15 protein-coding genes are annotated in these 17593 nt (G+C 73.1%); 7 read left to right on the top strand and 8 right to left on the bottom strand.

Annotated features, from left to right (window positions below; all coding sequences use genetic code 11):
- Positions 1-5: 5 nt before the first annotated feature.
- From AB0H84_RS14205 to AB0H84_RS14180, 6 genes are all read right to left on the bottom strand, one after another.
- Positions 6-3347, bottom strand: coding sequence for an AAA family ATPase (locus AB0H84_RS14205; protein WP_357603224.1), 3342 nt, complete (start codon positions 3345-3347; stop codon positions 6-8).
- Between the two features lie 45 nt (positions 3348-3392).
- Complete coding sequence (locus AB0H84_RS14200) at positions 3393-4586, bottom strand: cytochrome P450 (RefSeq protein WP_357603222.1); 1194 nt, start codon at positions 4584-4586, stop codon at positions 3393-3395.
- A gap of 132 nt (positions 4587-4718) precedes the next feature.
- Positions 4719-5699, bottom strand: a complete 981-nt coding sequence (locus AB0H84_RS14195) for an NAD(P)-dependent alcohol dehydrogenase (RefSeq protein ID WP_357603219.1) — start codon at positions 5697-5699, stop codon at positions 4719-4721.
- Between the two features lie 99 nt (positions 5700-5798).
- Positions 5799-6464 (bottom strand): response regulator transcription factor, encoded by a 666-nt coding sequence (locus tag AB0H84_RS14190; protein WP_357603216.1) that lies wholly within the window; start codon positions 6462-6464, stop codon positions 5799-5801.
- Positions 6461-7588 carry a sensor histidine kinase gene (locus tag AB0H84_RS14185; RefSeq protein ID WP_357603213.1) on the bottom strand — a complete coding sequence of 376 codons (1128 nt, stop codon included), beginning with the start codon at positions 7586-7588 and terminating at the stop codon, positions 6461-6463. The genes AB0H84_RS14190 and AB0H84_RS14185 overlap by 4 nt, the downstream gene beginning before the upstream one ends.
- 13 nt (positions 7589-7601) lie before the next feature.
- Positions 7602-8525, bottom strand: a complete 924-nt coding sequence (locus AB0H84_RS14180; protein ID WP_357603210.1) for an AEC family transporter — start codon at positions 8523-8525, stop codon at positions 7602-7604.
- A 79-nt stretch (positions 8526-8604) separates the two neighbouring features.
- On the opposite strand from AB0H84_RS14180, the gene AB0H84_RS14175 reads away from it, so the two are divergent.
- Positions 8605-9558, top strand: coding sequence for an NAD(P)-dependent oxidoreductase (locus tag AB0H84_RS14175; protein WP_357603207.1), 954 nt, complete (start codon positions 8605-8607; stop codon positions 9556-9558).
- Here AB0H84_RS14175 and AB0H84_RS14170 read toward each other — a convergent pair.
- Entirely contained in the window at positions 9548-11863 is a 2316-nt protein-coding gene (locus AB0H84_RS14170; RefSeq protein ID WP_357603206.1) for a M28 family peptidase, read from the bottom strand. The two genes, AB0H84_RS14175 and AB0H84_RS14170, sit on opposite strands and share 11 nt — an antisense overlap.
- Positions 11864-12003: 140 nt before the next feature.
- Here AB0H84_RS14170 and AB0H84_RS14165 point away from each other — a divergent pair, with 140 nt between their 5' ends.
- A complete protein-coding gene (locus AB0H84_RS14165; protein WP_357603203.1) occupies positions 12004-12753 on the top strand; it encodes a sulfite exporter TauE/SafE family protein in 750 nt (249 codons plus the stop codon).
- Between the two features lie 26 nt (positions 12754-12779).
- Here AB0H84_RS14165 and AB0H84_RS14160 read toward each other — a convergent pair whose 3' ends face one another.
- Positions 12780-13481, bottom strand: coding sequence for a hypothetical protein (locus AB0H84_RS14160; protein WP_357603200.1), 702 nt, complete (start codon positions 13479-13481; stop codon positions 12780-12782).
- Positions 13482-13639: 158 nt separating this feature from the next.
- Between AB0H84_RS14160 and AB0H84_RS14155 the strand changes: the two genes are divergently transcribed.
- The 5 genes from AB0H84_RS14155 to AB0H84_RS14135 all read left to right on the top strand — a co-directional run bounded on the left by AB0H84_RS14155 (position 13640) and on the right by AB0H84_RS14135 (position 17581).
- Positions 13640-15022: an AAA family ATPase gene (locus tag AB0H84_RS14155; RefSeq protein ID WP_357603198.1), complete on the top strand. Its 1383-nt coding sequence runs from the start codon at positions 13640-13642 to the stop codon at positions 15020-15022.
- Positions 15016-16209: a tetratricopeptide repeat protein gene (locus AB0H84_RS14150; protein WP_357603195.1), complete on the top strand. Its 1194-nt coding sequence runs from the start codon at positions 15016-15018 to the stop codon at positions 16207-16209. Before AB0H84_RS14155 ends, AB0H84_RS14150 begins: the two co-directional genes overlap by 7 nt.
- 94 nt (positions 16210-16303) lie before the next feature.
- The gene (locus tag AB0H84_RS14145) at positions 16304-16480 is read left to right on the top strand and encodes a hypothetical protein (protein WP_357603192.1); all 177 of its coding nucleotides are present in this window, start codon (positions 16304-16306) and stop codon (positions 16478-16480) included.
- 11 nt (positions 16481-16491) lie between these two features.
- Positions 16492-16935, top strand: coding sequence for a S26 family signal peptidase (locus AB0H84_RS14140; protein WP_357603189.1), 444 nt, complete (start codon positions 16492-16494; stop codon positions 16933-16935).
- Positions 16936-17044: 109 nt separating this feature from the next.
- Complete coding sequence (locus AB0H84_RS14135) at positions 17045-17581, top strand: hypothetical protein (RefSeq protein WP_357603186.1); 537 nt, start codon at positions 17045-17047, stop codon at positions 17579-17581.
- The last annotated feature ends 12 nt before the right edge of the window (positions 17582-17593 follow it).

The following is a 17593-nucleotide window of genomic DNA, read 5'->3' as shown; positions in this document are numbered from 1 at the left end:
AGGGCTCAGAGGCGCCAGGTCACGGGGCGGTCCGGCCGGTAGCGGCAGGTGGAGCCGGTCGAGACGGCGGCGCGCAGGTGGGCGGCCAGCTCGGGATGGGCCCGGTCGAGCTTGCGCAGCACGTCGCGGATCCTGGCGGTGACGGTCTTGCGGGCCCGCTCCGCCTCGTCGCCCAAGCGGCGCGTGCGCCCGCCGAGCCCCGCCGCGGCCCGCAGCTCCTCCAGTAGCGCCGCCCGCTCCCGGTCGGCCTCGGCCGCCCGCCGATCGTCCCCCAGCTCCACAGCCCGGTCGATCTCGTCGTCGAGCCGGGCCAGGCGGCGCCGGTAGCGGCTCTTGGCCTCCTCGTCGAGCACGTCGTCACCGCCCATCCGCCGGGCCGCGACCACGACCTCGCCGCCCTCGGGGGCGAGCAGGGTCACGGCCGGCACGTCGTCACCGGGACGGCTCAGCAACGTGTGCAGGTCGCGCAGGCCCTTGGCGTCGGGCAGGTGCGTGGTACGGCCCGCGAACGCCAGCGACCAGACCTCCCCGTCCCTCCTGAACTCCGCACCACCGACCTCACGACGGGCCTCACCACGGGCCTCACCACCGGCCTCACCACCGGCCTCACCACCGGCCTCACCACCGGCCTCGCCTCCGTCCGGCCACGGCTCGCCCGGCACCGCCCGGAACTCGACCAGTGCGGACCGGGGCGTGAGGGACTCGGGCCGGGGCGTAACGAGATCGGGCCGGGACGTAACGAGGGCGGGCCGGGACGTAACGAGGGCGGGACGCGCCGGACGTACGGAGTCCAGGACGTGGCTCATGCCCAGCTCCCCCGCCTCCCTCCGCACCCCGGCGAGCAGCCCCTCCGCCGCCTCGGCGTCGCCGGGCCCGCCACGGGAGAGCAGCGTCTCGGCCAGGTGCGCACGGGCGATCACCGACCACGGCCGCGCCCGCATCAGGTCGGCGGAGCGGCAGGCGGCCGTGAACCCCTCGACGGCCTGCGCCCAGCGCCCCTCAGCGGCGTCGACCAGGGCGAGCCAGAGATCGTACGGCCCGCTGACGTCCCAGCCGAAGAACGACACCACCCACCGCCCCCGATGCGGCGCGAGCGCGGCCCTGGCTCTCGCGCACAGCTCCGGGTCCTGCGTGGCCGCCGCCACCTCGGCCTGGAACCGCAGCCACAGCGGCTGTGCCAGGCGCTCGCGCGGCTCCCCGGCGGCGAAGTGGCGTAGCGCGGTGTCGAGGTCGCCGGCCTGCAGCGCGGTGAGCGCCTCCAGCACCGGCACGCACGGGTGAGGGGTGTCCCTGAGCTCGCGGAGCAGCTCTCCGGACGCCTCGGTCCTGCCCTGCAGCCACATCATCGCCCACCGGTGGTGCGTGATCATGAAGAGAAAATGCCCGTGCGCCGCGTCCACGTGGATGTCCGCCAGCGCCGACTCCGCCTCGGCGAAGCGGCCGGTGAGTGCGGCGATGATGCTCATGTCCACCGATGTGGACCGGTCGAGATGAGGCCGGCCGCTGCGCCGGCCCCTGGCGGCGTAGTCGTGGAAGGCGTCGAGATAGCCGGCGTCACCCTGCTCGATCATGGCGACCCAGCGCAGCGCGGCGGCGAAGTGGGCGAGCTCCCAGTCGGACGTGCGTCTGGCCACGTCCATCAGCTCGCCGGTCAGCGCCACCCGCTCCTCCGCCGTGCCGGGCCCCCAGATGATCTCGTGGTGCGTCCCCAGGCTGAACGCCAGCGCGTCGTCGTCACCGCCCCGCCTGGCCAGATTGGCGAGGTGGAGGACGAGGTCGAGCGCCAGCCGCTCGTCGGGCACCGAGCCGCCGACCAGCCTGCCGTGGGCCTGCCTCAACCGGTCGAGGGCCTGGCCGAGACCGTAGTAGGTGTGGAACGTCAGCGCGACGCGGGCGGGCAGCTCGGGGTCGTCGAGCTCGTCGGCGATGGCGGCGGCCGCCTCGAACGCCTCCCTCGCCTCGTCCTGCCGGCCGAGGTGGTGCAGCTCCCCGCCCAGGTCGAGCGCGATCACGGCGCCCCTGCGCCGGTCGACGCCGGCACTCAGCTCGTACGCCCTGCGCAGGTGGCCGAGCTGCTCCTCGTCCGCCAGCCGGCCCTTCGCGTCACGGGACGCGGCCAGCAGGAGGTCGATCACCCGATCGGGCTCCAGGCGGTCGCGGGCGAGGTAGGCATGCCCGGCCAGGTCGCCCGGCAGCACCTTGCCCGCCGGTCCGGGCGCGCGGTCGAGGGCGCGGTCGAGGGCGCGGACGATCGCGGCGTGCAGCTCGGCCGGGTCGTCCAGCGAGTCGTAGAGGGTCTCGCGCACCAGGTCGTGGGCGAACGCGAACACGCCGCCGCCCTTGGCGACCACAAGCTTGGCCACCACGGCCACGTCCAGCAGCCGGTCGACGTGCGCGACGGGCGCCGCGACGCTCGCGGCGAGCACCTGCCGGTGGAACTCCCGCCCGAGCACCGCCGCGGCGGGCAGCAGCTCGGACACCGGGCGCGGCAGCAGGGACAGCCGGCGCAGCAGCGCGTCGCGCACGCCGGGCGCGACGGCGTCGGCCGAACCGCCGCTGCGCCAGAGCCTGGCGGTCTGCTCGACGAAGAACGGGTTTCCGCCCGTGCGCAGATGGACCTCCGCGACCAGCTCGGGCGGCGGCTCGTGGCCGGCCGTACGGGCCATGAGCGCGCCGACGCCCGCCTGGTCGAGCCCGGTGAGCGTGATGGTGGTGGCCCGCGCGACGAGCGGCGACAGCAGGTCGCGCAGCGGGTGGTCGACCGGCTCGACCTCGGCGTCGCGATAGGTGCCGATCAGCAGCAGCCGCTCGAACCACGTCTGCTGCGCCGCGAACTCCAGCAGCCGGAGCGAGGCCGGGTCGGACGTGTGGAGGTCGTCGATGACGACCACCACCGGGCGCCGCTGCGACAGCGAGACCAGGGCTGAGGTGACCGCGTCGTAGAGCCGGAAGGCGTCGCCGGCCGCCGCGCCGCTCCTGCCCTCGCCGGTCCCTGCGCCGCTCCTGCCCTCGCCGAGCAGGGCCGCCAGGCTGCCGCCCGCCGCCTCCTCGGCCCCGGCCCACTCCTCGGGACCGGCCGCGCGCCGCAGGGCCCGGAGGACCTGGACCCACGGCCAGAAACCGGGGGCGCTGTCCGAGTCCCAGCAGGCACCACCGACCACCAGCGCGCCCTGCCGCCTGGCCTCGGCCGCCGCGCTCGTGACGAGCGTCGTCTTGCCGATGCCCGCCTCGCCGGTGACCAGCACCAGGCCGCCGTGGCTGCCGACCACCCGGTCGATCTCCGCGCGCATCAGCGCGGCGGGGTGCTCCCTGCCGATCAGCTCGTGTGCCGCGACGTCGATAGGCATGACGCTTGCACGCTATCCGCCAGGACCGACAATTCCCATCGGCGGCTACCAGGCGACCGCCAGGGAGCTCAGGCCGTACACGATGTGGGAGGAGCGGAAGTCCGCGGCGCCGGCCTCGCGCAGCCCAGGGAAGCGCTCGAGCAGCGCGGGGAAGGCGATGCGCAGCTCCATGCGGGCCAGCGGGGCGCCCAGGCAGTGGTGGATGCCGTGGCCGAAGGCGACGTGGCCCGGGGCGCCCCGGGAGATGTCGAACGTGTCCGCGTCGTGCAGCAGCGCGGGGTCGCGGTTGGCCGCGGGCAGGGCGCAGACGATCAGCTCACCGGGCGGGATGGTACGGCCGCCGAGCTCGACCTCCGTGGTGGTGCCCTTGGTGGTGCCGGAGTTGACGATGCTCAGCCAGCGCAGCAGCTCCTCCACCGCGGCGTCGATGCGCTCGGGCTCCTTCCTGAGGAGTTCGAGCTGTTCGGGGTGGCGGAGGAGGGCCAGGGTGCCGAGGGCGAGCATGTTGGAGGTGGTCTCGTGGCCGGCGAACAGCAGCAGGGAGCCGATCCCGACGAGCTCGTCCGTGGTCAGGTCGTCGCCGTGCTCGCGTACCAGCATGCCGAGCAGCTCCTCGCCCGGGTCCTGCTGGATGCGGTGGACCAGGCCCTCCATGTACGCCCGCGCCTCGAACTGCAGCCCCAGCCGCTCCTCGCCGGGGACCGACATGTCCAGCATCCTGCTGGTGCGGAGCTGGAAGCCGGCGCGGTCCTCGTACGGGACGCCGAGCAGCTCGCAGATGACCAGCGACGGGATCGGCAGCGCGAACGACTGCACCAGGTCGGCGGGCGCCCCGGCGGCCTCCATGGCGTCCAGGTGGTCGTCCACGATGCGCCTGATCCGCGGCTCCAGCCGCTGCATCCTGCGGATGGTGAACTCGGGCGTCAGCATCTTGCGCAGCCGCGTGTGCTTGGGCGGGTCCGCGCCCAGCAGGTTGCCCGCCTGCGCCTTGGCCAGCTGCTCCGGGGTCATCTCCGGGGCTCCGGGCAGCCGCCCCACCGTCTGCTCCGCGATCTTGAAGCGCTCGGCGTCGCCGAGGACCTCGCGTACGTCCGCGTACCGGGTCACGAGCCAGGCGTCCAGGCCGAACGCGCTCGTGACGCGTACGATCCCCGCCTCGTCCCGCATCGCCGCCAGCTCGGGTGCCGGGTCGAACCCCACTCGCCGCATGTGCGGCGGCATCGCCGAGGACTCGGTCATGCGTACCCCTTGATGATCGTGGCCCTTGATGATCGTCGTTGACGCGACAACGGTAACAATCGGGGCGGCCGCTCTCCAGCGCCTTGCCACACAGGTCTGGGCGGTCAGGCGCGAGGTCTCCGTCCGGGCACGCTAGACGGCGATCACGACCTTGCCCGCCGCGTGGCCCGCCTCCTGGTAGCCGACGGCCGCCGGGATCTCCTCGAACGGGTAGCTCCGGTCGATGACCGGATGGACCTCGCCGCCCTCGATGAGTTCGGTCAGCGTCGTCAGGTTCCGCCTGTTCTCCGAGCAGCGCACCACGTCCGCCAGGACGACTCTCTGCGACATGAACGGCGACACCGCGAGCGTCGCGAACGCGTGGCTCGCGGGCTGGAGCCAGCGGCCGGCCGGACCGCCGACGAGGACCAGGGTCCCCTTACGGGCCATCACCCGCCGGCAGGCCGAGGCCGGGCGGCTGCCCGCGATGTCCACCAGCACGTCGTAGCGCGGCCCGGCACGGGTGAAGTCCTCTTTGGTGTAGTCGATGACCTCGTCGGCGCCGATCGACCGGACCATGCCCACGTTCCGCCTGCCGCAGACGCCGGTGACCCGCGCGCCGAACGCCTTGGCGAGCTGCACGGCGAACGTGCCCACGCCGCCGGAGGCCCCGTTCACCAGGACCCGCTGCCCCGGCTGGACGCGTCCCTGGTCTCGCAGGGCGATCAGGGCGGTGTTCGCCGCCATCGGCACCGCCGCCGCCCCCTCGAACGACAGGTTCGCCGGCTTGCGCGCCAGCTCGCTCTCCGGCACGCACACGTACTCGGCGAAACCGCCCTGCTTGGGCATCGCGTACACCTCGTCGCCGGGGGCGAACTCGGTCACCCCCTTGCCGACCTCCTCCACCTCCCCGGCCACGTCGGCGCCCAGGATGTCGAACGGCGGCTTGCGGAGGCCGGGGCCGCCGGGCATGAGACGCGCGACGTACGGCTCGCCGCGCATGAAGTGCCAGTCGTAGGGCTGGACGGACGTGGCGCGCACCCGGACCAGCACCTCGCCGTCGCCGGGCACGGGCCTGTCGATGTCGGTCAGCTGGAGGGACGAGCCGTACGAGCGTAAGACGAAGGCCTTCATCGCGTTTCTCCTGATCGGGGACTCGCGACCAGTGTCGCCAGGTCCGCGCGCACGCTCCACAGCCGAAAGTACGACTTTCGCGCCGGCCGATCGGCCAGGTCAGGGGCGTACGCGCCGGGTCTCGTAGGCCCACATGGCGATCTCGACGCGATTGCGGACACCGAGCTTCATCATGAGGCTGGCGATGTGGCTCTTGACGGTGCTGAGGGAGATGTGCAGCTCGTCGGCGATCTCGCTGTTGGTCCGCCCGCGCGCCACGGTGGCGAGGATCTCCTCCTCCCGGCTGGTGAGCGCTTCGACGGGTTGCGCGGGCGGTGTGGCCTGGCCGGCGAAGGCGAAGGTCTCGAGCAGGCGCGCGGTGATGTTGGGCGCGATGAGGGCTTCGCCGTTGGCGGCGGCGCGTACGGCCTGGGAGAGCAGGTCGGGGCCGGCGTCCTTGAGCAGGAAGCCGCGGGCGCCGGCCCTGAGCGCGGCGTAGACGTACTCGTCGAGGTCGAAGGTGGTGATGACGACGACGGCGAGGGGTTCGGCGACGCCCGGCCCGGCGAGGCGGCGGGTGGCCTCGATGCCGTCGAGGCCGGGCATGCGGATGTCGAACAGGCACACGTCGGGGCGCAGGCGCCGCGCCAGCTCGACGGCCCGGCGCCCGTCGGCGGCCTCGCCGACGACCTCGATGCCGGGCTGCGCGTCGAGGATCATCCTCAGCCCGGTGCGGGCGATCTCCTGGTCGTCGGCGACGACCACCCGGATGCTCTCGGCGGTCATGTCGCCGTCCCGGTGCGGGGCAGCACGGCGGTCACGGTCCAGCCCCGGTCGGGGTTCGGTCCTGCCTGGAGGGTGCCGCCGAGCAGGCCGGCGCGTTCGATCATGCCGATGAGCCCGTAGCCGGGCATCGAGTGTGCGGAGCTCGTCTCGCCGTCGTCGCTCACGCGCAGGCGTACCGACGTGTCGTCGGCGGCGACCTGGATCGCGATGCGGGTGGCGTGGCGGGCGTGCCGCCGGGCGTTGGTGACCGACTCCTGCGCGATGCGGAAGATCGCGGAGCCGACCGACGGCGGCAGGCCGTCGACGTCGCCGGAGATCTCCACGTCGACGGATGGGCCGACTCTGGTGCGCCCTGCGAGCTGTTCGAGATCGGCGATCTGCCGGCCGGGCGCCAGCTCCGCCGGCTCGTTACGGCGCAGGAGGCGGACCATGGCGCGCATCTCGGCGAGGGTGCGCGACGCCTCGGCCTCGATCACCCGGAGCGCCTCGGTCGCGGCCTCCGGACGCGAGGGCGCCGTCGCCAGGCCCGCCTGCGCGCGGATCGCCATGGCCGACACGTGGTGGGCCACGGTGTCGTGCAGGTCGCGGGCCAGCTGCTCGCGTTCGAGGAGCTTGACCTGCTCGAGCTCGCGCATCCGCGCCCCGGTGCGGTACCGGACCGCCAGGCCCAGGGCGATGGCCGAGAACATGACGGCGAACGCGGCCACCGCGTCGGCGGGGACGAGCCCGTAGCAGGCCACCGAGATGCCGACGGAGACCAGCATGATCGCCAGCCCGATCGCGGCCTCGCGCCCCGAACCCCACCGGAACACTGCGTACACCACGATCAGCACGAACACCAACGTGTACGTCTCCGACCGCACGCCGCCCGTGAACAGCGGGGCCAGGTTCGTGGTGGCGAAGACGACCGCGAGCATCAGCAGCGGCCTGGTGCGGCGCCACAGCAGCGTGGGCACCAGCGCGAGCGTGACGGCCACCGCGACGGCCCGCCACGGGAGCTCCGGCCGCAGGACCCCTTCGAGCACCGCGAGCGGGACGAGCACCCCTACGAGAGCCCAGTCCCGCCAGACGCGTAACGGAGGGTCGGGGGGACGGGGCTCGTTCCATACGGAGCGAAACACCACGCTCTCATGGTAATCACCCAAGCGCCGCGCCGATCGCGGTCATGATCGGGATGGACAGGCCCGTGGTCAGCAGGATCGTGCTGCGGGCCAGGCGCCGGCCCGTGTCGTAGTTCACCGCGTACACGTAGATGTTCTGCGCCGTCGGCAGGGCGGCGAAGAGGGTGGCCGCCAGGAGGGCGCTGCCGTCCAGGCCGAGGGCGAGGCGGGCGGTCAGGTAGGCGATGGCCGGCTGGACGAGGGCCTTCAACGCGACCGCGAGGAAGACGTCCTTGCCGACGCCGTTCGTCTCGGGGGTCGTGGGGGCGCGCTGGGCGCCGTACAGGCTGAGGCCGTACGCCAGCAGCGCCACGGGCACGGCCGCGCCGCCGAGCAGCTCGACCGGGCGCATGACAGGGGCGGGCAGGGCGAGCCCGCTGATCGCCAAGGCGAGCCCGAGGAGCGAGGCGACCGTGAGCGGGTTGCGGAACGGGAGGAGCAGGGCCGCCCGCGCCGACCGTGCCCCCTTGTCGAGGATCAGGAACGAGACCGGCGTGAGGACGAGCAGCTGGAAGAGCAGGATCGGGGCGACCAGCGCGCCGTCGCCCAGCACGTAGATCGAGATGGGCACGCCGAGGTTGCCGGCGTTGACGTACGACGAGGCCAGCGCGCCGATGGTCGCCTCGCGGCGGTCGCGCCGCCAGGCGAGCCGGGCCACCAGCACATAGACGAGCTGGACGCACGCCACCGCCACCACCTCGGTCAGCAGCACCGGCGAGAAGAGGATGTGCAGGTCCGCCCGGGACACGGTGGCGAACATCAGCGCCGGGGTGGCCACGAAGAAGGCCAGGCGCGACAGCACCAGCTCGTCGCTGGCCCGCAGCAGACCTCCCATTCCGATCAGGTAGCCGATCACGGCAACGGACACCAGGGCGGCGAACGCCGCGACAACCCCCGACACGCACTCAACCTCCGAAATGGGACGTTCAGCAGCGTATCGGGACGGTTGACCGGCGAAGCGGTGGGTTTACGCTGGGCGCATGCGAGTAGCGGTGATTGGCGCCAGCGGTCATATCGGCACGTACCTCATCCCCCGGCTGGTCGACGCCGGACACGACGTGATCGCCGTGAGCCGGGGCAAGCGGGACCCCTACCGCCCGCACGGAGCCTGGCAGCAGGTCACCCACGTCACCGCCGACCGCGACGCGGAGGACGCCGACGGGACGTTCGGGCGGCGGATCGCGGACCTGGACGCGGACGTCGTCATCGATCTCATCTGCTTCACGGAGACCAGCGCCCGCGACCTGGCGGCGGCACTCACCGGGCGGGTCCGGCACTTCCTGCACTGCGGGACGATCTGGACGCACGGGCCGAGCGCCCGGGTGCCGACGACCGAGGACCGGCCCAAGCGCCCGATCGGCGAGTACGGCAAGCAGAAGGCCGCCATCGAGGCCCACCTCCTCGAGCGCGCGCACCGCGACGGCTTCCCCGCCACGATCATCCACCCCGGCCACATCACCGGACCGGGCTGGGTGCCGGTCAACCCGGCGGGCAACGTCAATCCCGCCGTCTTCCAGACGCTGGCCGACGGCGCCGAGCTGGCGCTGCCGAACTTCGGCATGGAGACCGTCCAGCACGTCCACGCCGACGACGTGGCGCGCCTGTTCGTGGACGCCATGGTCAACCCGTCCGTCGCCGTGGGCGAGAGCTTCCACTCCGTCGCCACCACCGCCCTGACGCTGCGCGGGTACGCCGAGGCGGTGGCGGGCTGGTTCGGCAGGGAGGCGCGGCTGACCTTCCTGCCGTTCGAGCGGTGGCGGGAGACGGTCTCGGAGGAGGACGCGAACATCACGTACGACCACATCGCCTACAGCCCCCACTGCAGCATGGAGAAGGCCGAGCGGCTCCTGGGGCACCGGCCTCGCTACGCGCCGCTCGAGGCCATCTCCGAGGCGGTCGACTGGCTGGTCAGGGCGGGCACCATCACCCCCTGAGCAGGCCCTGTCGATCGATCGTGTACGTACGGGTGACCGCCACGAGATCGCCGTCCTCGCGGGTCGCCGCCACCACCCCCGCCGGCCTCGGGACGAACCCGGGCACCTGCCGGAACCCGTCGGTCTCGGCGATGGCCGTCACCCTGAACCGGCCGGCCTGCGGCACCCGCACGGTGATCTCCGCACCGGCGTCGGGCAGGCCGCGGAAGCGGATCTCGCCGGGCCAGGTGTTGGCCCGCGTCCCGGTGACGTCGACGCTCACGGGGCTCATGCCCGCCGCGGCGGCGGTCGCGCCGGTGATGGGCCGCTCGATCCGCAGCGTGATCGATCGGGCGGCCCGGCCGGCGGTCACGCGGAGCCTGACCGTGTCGCCGTCGCGCGACAGCACGGTGACGCGGGGTTCGGGAGCCCTGATCGCCGGCGCCGGTCCCGTCCAGAGCGAGGTGCCGCGGGCGTAGCCGGGAGGGAGCCTGGCGGTGTCATGGCTCGACACGTACGTCCTGGTCCAGGCGGGCGGCTCCGGATCGGCGCTGACCCAGCTCGCGGTCCTGGCGTCGGCGTCCAGCACGTACGCGAGATGCGTGCGCAGCGGGTCGTCCGCGTCGAAGCCGTCGGTGGCCAGGCCGCCGCCGACCAGCACCACGGCGAGCCCGGCGGCGGCGAGCGGGACCAGGCCCGGCACCCGCTCCGGCAGGCAGAGCTCCAGGATCGGCAGCACCGTCAGCCCGAACAGCGCCAGCACCAGCGCCGGCACCCCGCCGAGCGCGAGGCCCATCCCGTCGAACGCGTTCCCGGCCAGGCCGGGCAGCAGCGTCGCCGCCATGACCGCGCCGAGCGTCGCCGCCGCCACCCGGAGGCGCGCGTCACGCAGCAGGATCGCGGCCATACCGCCGAGCGCGCAGAAGAGCGCGGGCAGCGCGAACACGAACGACGCGCCCGGCGCTACCTGGGCGCACAGCAGCCCGAGCCCGGCGGGCCAGGCCAGCGCGCCGATGGCCGGTGCGGCGGCCCCGAGCCGGCGGCGCAGCGGCAGGTACCAGCAGAGCAGGGCCAGCAGGGACAGCACCGCGACGGCCGCCTGGAACGTCCGCGGGTGATGCAGCAGCCCGCCCATCCCGTCGTACGCGGGACGCGCGGCCACCAGCACCTCCCACAGCCCCTGTGCCAGGACCGCCGCGAGGACCGGCGGCACGACGCCGGACACCGCGCCGACGGCGAGCCGGGGCAGGCTGATCAGCCGCCGCCGGCGCGCGAGCAGCGCCAGCCCGGCCACCGCCGCCGCCGCGAGCCCGGCCAGCGGCCAGACGAGCGCGTTCGAGTACGTGACCATGGTCCCGAAGACGCGGAAATAGGTGACGTCGTGGTCGGCGGCCAGCGCCTGGAGGTCGGCGTTCCCGAGGGCGCGGGCCAGTGCCAGCATGTTCGAGCCGTGGTGCTGCAGGCTGCCCCGGTCGAGGTGGGCGAGCGAGTCGTCGGCGGTGTGATAGCGCGACGAGCCCTCGATGTAGGCGAAGTTCATGCCGGTGAAGCCGCTCCTGGACATCGGGGTGAAGTCCGTGTTGTTGGGGAGCAGCCGGTACATCTCCACCATCGTGGAGTCGCCGCGCGGGTGCGGCACCGCGCTCGCGAACGTCTCGACCAGCCCGGCGTTGCCCCTGGACGTCTCGAACATCAGCGACGGGCCGCTCACGCCCCGGGCCTCCCAGTTGAGCAGCACCCCGCCCTTGCGGCCCAGCGGATCCTCCCTGACGAACGCCTGGGCGCCCAGCGTCCCGTCCTCTTCGCCGTCCGTCATCAGCAGCACCAGGTCGTTGCGGAGCGTGCCGCCCTTGAGCGCCCGTACCGTCTCCACCATCGCCGCCACCGCGGCGGCGTCGTCGGAGGCGCCCGGCCCCATCGCCGCGGAGTCGTAATGCGCGGCGATCACCACTGTCCCGGTCGGGTCGGCGCCCTTCGCCGTGGCCACGATGTTCTCCACCTGTCCGAACGACGCCAGCCCCGTCGAGGAGTTCGCCCCGATCGCCCGCTGGATCCGCACGTCGAGCCCGGCTTCGCGGAGCTGCCCGGCGAGGTAGTCCCTGGCCCGGTCGCCGGCCTGGCTGCCGATCGGGCGCGGCTCGGTGGCGAACCTCTCGAGGTGGCGCAGGGCCCGTTCGGCGCTGAACTGCCCCGCCGGCGCGGAGGCGGGCAGGGGCTGCATCGTGCTGTTCGCCATCGCGGCCAGCATGATCGCTCCGGCGAGCACGGCCAGGGCGCACGCCCCCGCCAGTGCCCGCCGGGGGACGTCGAACAACTTTGCCATCATGACCTGGAACGCTAGGTACGCTGGCCTGGGCGCCGGAATGGGGTACGTGCCCAGATCGACCTGCGGTTTTCCACACCTCGGGTCTCACAGTTTGGGACCGATCGTCTTAGAAAATAAGACATGCCCTAAAGTCTGAAGACATGACACCTTGGGAGATGGCCGCGGTGCTGGCGGCCGGCGTCGCGGGCGGAGGCATCAACACCGTCGTCGGCTCCGGATCGCTGATCACCTTCCCCACGCTGCTGGCCGTCGGCCTGCCACCGATCACGGCGAACGTCTCCAACAACATCGGCCTGGTCCCGGGCGGCGTCACCGGGGCCATGGGTTACCGGCCCGAGCTGAAGGGCCAGCGCGAGCGGCTGCTCAGGCTGGCCCCCGCCTCCGTCATCGGCTCGCTGGCCGGCGGCCTGCTGCTGCTCAACCTGCCCGAGAGCAGCTTCAACGTGATCGTGAGCGTGCTGATCGCGCTGTCCTGCGTGATGGTCCTGATCCAGCCCAGGCTCAGCCGCATGCTGGCCGCCCGCCCGGGGCAGGCGCACGGCGGCCCGTGGCTGTGGCTCGGCGCGCTGGCGGCCGGCGCGTACGGCGGCTACTTCGGCGCCGGCCAGGGCATCCTGCTCATCGGCATCATGGGCATCCTCCTGGACGAGGAGCTGCAGCGGGTCAACGCGGCCAAGAACGTCCTCGTCCTGCTGGTGAACTTCACCGCCGCGATCCTGTACACGCTGGTCGCCGACGTGGACTGGCTCGCGGTGCTGCTGGTGGCGCTGGGCTCCATGATCGGCGGCTTCCTCGGCGCCCGCGTGGGCCGCAGGCTGCCGGCCCCGATCCTGCGCGGCGTGATCGTCTGCATCGGCGTCGTGGCGATCGTCAAGCTGCTGGCCGCCTAGCCTCAGCCGGACCCTCAGCCGGAGCCTCAGCCGGACATGCCCAAGAAGAACGCGGCCGGGATCAGGCCGACGGTGAGCGCGACGGCCCACCAGCGGGGAGCCGGCCCGTCGCGCAGCACGGCGACGCCGAGCGGCACGAACGCGACCGCCAGTCCGGCCAGGGCGACCAGCGAGATCGGATCGCTGCTGCCCTTGAGCACGCCCAGCGGCAGCCCGGCCGCCAGGGCCAGGCAGACGCACCTGATCCGGCCCAGTGCCCTGGCCCGGTAGGCGCCGACGGCGAGCACGATCCAGCCGCCCATGATGCAGATGTTGACCGCCTTGAACACGTGGAAGGCGCCGTAGGTGGCCTCGACCGCATGCTGCGCCGCCTCCAGTCCGAGGGTGTCCACCAGGTGGAAGGCCAGATGGCTCACCCCGGCGTGGAACACCCGCCCGAACAGCCCGAGGATCACCAGCGTGGCGCCCCATCGCGCCCAGCCCGGGTGCTCGGCGCCGATCCGGCGGGCGAGCGCGGTCACCGCGGGCCACAGCAGCACGACCCCGGCCGCGAACAGGCTGTAGGACAGGACCATCCCGTCCGGCCGGGCGGCGTAGGCGGCGAGCTGGTCGGGGAAGAAGTCGTTCTCGCCCGACCGGATGAGCACCCCGGCGAGGAGCAGCGCCGGGCCGAGCACCAGCCCGGTGCCCTCGACCCAGCGCCCGGGGAGCGTGTGTGTGATCGTCATGCTTCGATCCAAGCGGCGGGAGCGCGGGCGCACACGGGCGCTGTGGCGAGCACCGGAGGTAGTGCCGGCACTACCTTCCCCGTACCTTATGCACCGGATCTCGATAGTCTGCGTAGCTTTAGGGACGACCGAATCCTGCGACAGAAGGGACCAGGCACGTGCTCGACGATGCCGGCCTCCAGGCCCTCCGCGAGGCGGCGCGCCTGTCTCCGGACAACCTCCCTCTCCGGCGGCATCTCGCCGAGCAGCTCCTGAGCAAGGGTTATCTGGCCGACGCCGAGGCCGAGTTCCGCGCCGCGCTGCTGCTCGCGCCCAAGGATCCGGACGTCACGGCGGGGCTGGCCGAGGCGTTCGTCCGGCAGAGCGCCCACGGCGCCGCGCTGTCGGCGCTTGAGCCGTTCCTGGCCACCCCCGGATACCCGCCGCGCATGGGCGTGCTCGCGGCCAGGGCGCTGCTCGGCGAGGGGGAGACGGGCAGGGCGGCCCAGCGTTACCACGAGGCCGTCTCCCGCGACCCGTCCGCCGCCGATCCCGAGCTGGCCGCCCGCCTGACCGTCCCGCCTCCACCCGCGTACCCACCTCCACCCGCTCCCCCCACGCCCGCGTACGCGACGCCCGTTCCCCCCACGCCGGCGTACACCACTCAGGCCGACGCGCCCTCGGGGGCCGAGGTGGAGAAGGCGAAGCTGACCTTCGCCGACGTGGCCGGGATGGAGGCGGTCAAGGAGTCGCTGCGGGTGAAGCTGCTGCTGCCGATCCAGCAGCCCGAGCTGTTCGCCGCGTACGGCAAGCGCGCCGGCGGCGGCGTCCTGCTGTACGGCCCGCCGGGAGCGGGCAAGACCCACCTGGCCAGGGCCGCGGCCGGCGAGCTCGGCGCGGCGTTCGTCAACGTCGGCCTGGCCGACATCCTCGACATGTACGTCGGCTCGAGCGAGCGCAACCTGCGCGCCACCTTCGATCTGGCCCGCCGCAACCGCCCGTGCGTGCTCTTCTTCGACGAGGTGGACGCGCTGGCCGCGCGCCGCTCCGACATGCGCCAGGCGCACACCCGGCAGCTGGTCAACCAGTTCCTGGCCGAGCTCGACGGCGTGGACCAGAGCGCCAACGAGGGCGTGCTCGTGCTGGCCGCCACGAACGCCCCCTGGTACATCGACGTGGCCTTCCGCCGACCGGGGCGCTTCGACCAGCTCGTGTTCGTGCCGCCGCCGGACGCCTCGGCGCGCGCGGCCATCCTGCGCATCCTCTGCCGCGACAAGCCGCTGGCCGAGATGGACTTCGACGCGGTGGCGCGGGTCACCGACCACTACGTCGGCGCCGACCTCAAGGGCTTGGTGGACCGCGCGGTGGAGGTCAAGCTCCAGCAGTCGATCAGCGCGGGCCGCCCCATCCCGATGACCACCGGCGATCTGCTGGCCGCCGCCCAGGGCACCCGGCCCACGGCGGTACGCGAATGGCTGGCCACCGCGCGCAACTACGTGCTGCACGCCAACGAGTCCGGCGCGTGGGACGACCTGATGCCCTGGATCAGAAGTAAATGGTGAACCCGCGCGAGTCGATCATACGAGCGAGCACCCTGCTGCAGATGCGCCGCCCGGCCGACGCGGAGCGGGAGCTGCGCGGCGTGCTCGCCGAACGGCCCGACCACTTCACCGCCCACTCGCTGCTCGGCCTGGCGCTGGTCCAGCAGGACAGGACCGCGGAGGCGGTGTCGGAGGCCCAGGAGGCGGTACGGCTGGCGCCCGACCAGTCGTACCCGCACTACATCGCCGGGCAGGTCTACCTCGCCATCCGCCAGCCGGACCTGACCGTCACCGCCGTGCGGACGTCACTGGCGCACAATCCCGAGGATGCGGCGGCCTGGGAACTGCTGGCCCGCGCGCACGTGATGCTGGGCCAGTACCGCGAGGCGATCGAGGCGGCCCGCCGCGGGCTGGCCGTCGATCCTCAGGTCTCGGATCTGGTGAGCCTGCTGGCGGTGGCCCACGAGGAGCTCGGGGAGACGGAGCAGGCCAGGGCCGCCGCCGCGAACGCCGTACAGCTGGACCCGGAGAGCGCCACCGCGCACCTGGCGTACGGCCGCGCGGCGCTGGCCGCCGGCGATCCCAGGACGGCCGCCGAGGCGTTCCGCGAGGTGCTCCGGCTCGAGCCCGGCTTCGACCCCGCCAGGGACCTCCTCGTGGCGGCGCTGAAACAGCGCAATCCCCTCTACCGGATGCTGGCGAGGCTGCGCGGGTTCAGGGGCAGCGGGCGGATGGTGCTCCTGCTGCCCCTGATCCCGCCGCTCATCGCCGTGTTCGTGCTGATCGCGGTGGTGCACTGGGCGGCGTGGGTGGCCGAGGCGGTGACCGTGCTGCGGCTGGCCCGCGCCCGGGCGACCCGCCTGCTCTTCGAGGGCGTCGAGTCCCGCGCGGCCATGGCGAGCTGCGCCCTGGTCGTGGCCGGGGCGGCGGTGCTCGCGTCGGGCATCGCGCTCGGCCAGGAGGCGCTCGGCATGGCCGGGGCGGCGGTCATGGCGCTGGTCACGCCGGTGCAGGAGGCCACGCACACGAGCTCGCCCCGGGGACGCGGGGTCCTGTACGGCTGGGCGGGCCTGCTGGGAGTGGCGATCGTCACGTCCGCGATCCTCGGCTCTCCGACCCTGGCGCTGCTGTCCGTGTACGCCGGGCTGGGCACGATCTGGCTGGCCGCAGGGGTACGCCGGATGAGCCGAACCCGCTCCTCGAGCTGAATGTATCTCTGACGTACCTGCTTGGTATGTGAATTGTCAGGGCCGTTTCTAACGTCGTGGGTGATCCAAAAACGCCCGACGAGAGGCGGTTCGTATGAAAATCGGCAAGCTGACCGACTGGCTGCTGGCCAAGGTCGTCCCGGAGCACTCGGCGCAGGCGGCGTGCCCGTGCTGGTGGGAGGGCACCACGTGCCTGATCCGCAAGTGCTGCACCTGGGGCGCCTCCTGCGGCACCGGCGAGTCGTGCGGTCCCTGGCAGTACAACTGCTGACGGCCGCATAGATGACCACGTTCGCGTGGACGGCCGGTCTCCTCGCCGTCGCCGGACTGCTGCCGGCCCTCCTGGTCCTGCGACGCCGGCTCGCCGTCGTCGTGGTCTCCGGCCTCAGCATGGAGCCGACCTTCCACGCGGGCGACCGGCTCCTGGTCAGGCGGGCCCGGCTGGCCGGCATCTCAGCTGGAGACGTCGTCGTGTTCGAGACGCCCGACTGGCTGGAGACCGGCGAGCCCCTGCCGCCTGAACGGCGCTGGATGGTCAAGCGAGCGGTGGCGCTTCCCGGCGATCCCGTCCCCGACTCGGTCCGGCCGGTGGTGCCGGATCGCCGGGTGGCGCCGGACCGGCTGGTGGTGCTGGGCGACAACCCCTCGGCCAGCTTCGACTCCCGCCAGTGCGGTCTCATCGACGGGGACACCCTGCTGGGAGTGGTGCTCCGCCGCCTGTCCTGAGCCTGGCCGTCGAACCCCACGGCCATGCCGGCGGCCGTCGCCCTGATCCCCGCGGTCCTGCGGCGACGGCCACCTGTTCCGCCCCCCCTTTCTGACCTGGAGGCCAGCCATGCCCTACCTCGTCACCCTTGTCACTCTGCTGAGCGTGCTGTGTGTGCTGAACCTGATGCTGACCGTCGGCGTGATCCGGCGGCTGCGCAAGCACTCCGACGCTCTCGCCTCCCGATCAGCGGACGGGCGCCAGGCCGTGATCACCGAGGGCTCGGTCGCGCCGCCGTACGCCACCGTGGCCACCGACGGCTCCGCCGTCTCCCGGGACCTGATCACCGAGCCGGTCCTCGTGGGCTTCTTCTCACCCGGCTGCGACGCCTGCCATGAGGCGCTGCCCGACTTCCTCGCCCAGGCCGCGCGCTTCCCCCGCGACCAGGTGCTCGCCGTGATCGTCGACCAGAAGGGCGGCCTGGCGGGAGCGCAGCGGGAGCAGCTGGAGCCGGTCGCCCGGGTGGTGGTCGAGGACATGGACGGACCGATCACCTCGGCGCTGCGGGTGCAGGCGTTCCCGGTGTTCGCGCTGGTGGGCCGCGGCGGCCGGATCCTGGCCAGCGGCCTGCGGCTCGGCCAGGTCGTCACCCTGGCCCGCGCCTAGCCCCCGTGACCC

Origin of the sequence: Nonomuraea sp. NPDC050786 (assembly GCF_040654115.1) — a bacterium.
In the GTDB taxonomy this organism is placed as follows: Bacteria; Actinomycetota; Actinomycetes; order Streptosporangiales; family Streptosporangiaceae; genus Nonomuraea.
Note: the sequence above shows the minus strand (reverse complement) of the source record. Positions and strands in the feature narration are given on the sequence as shown.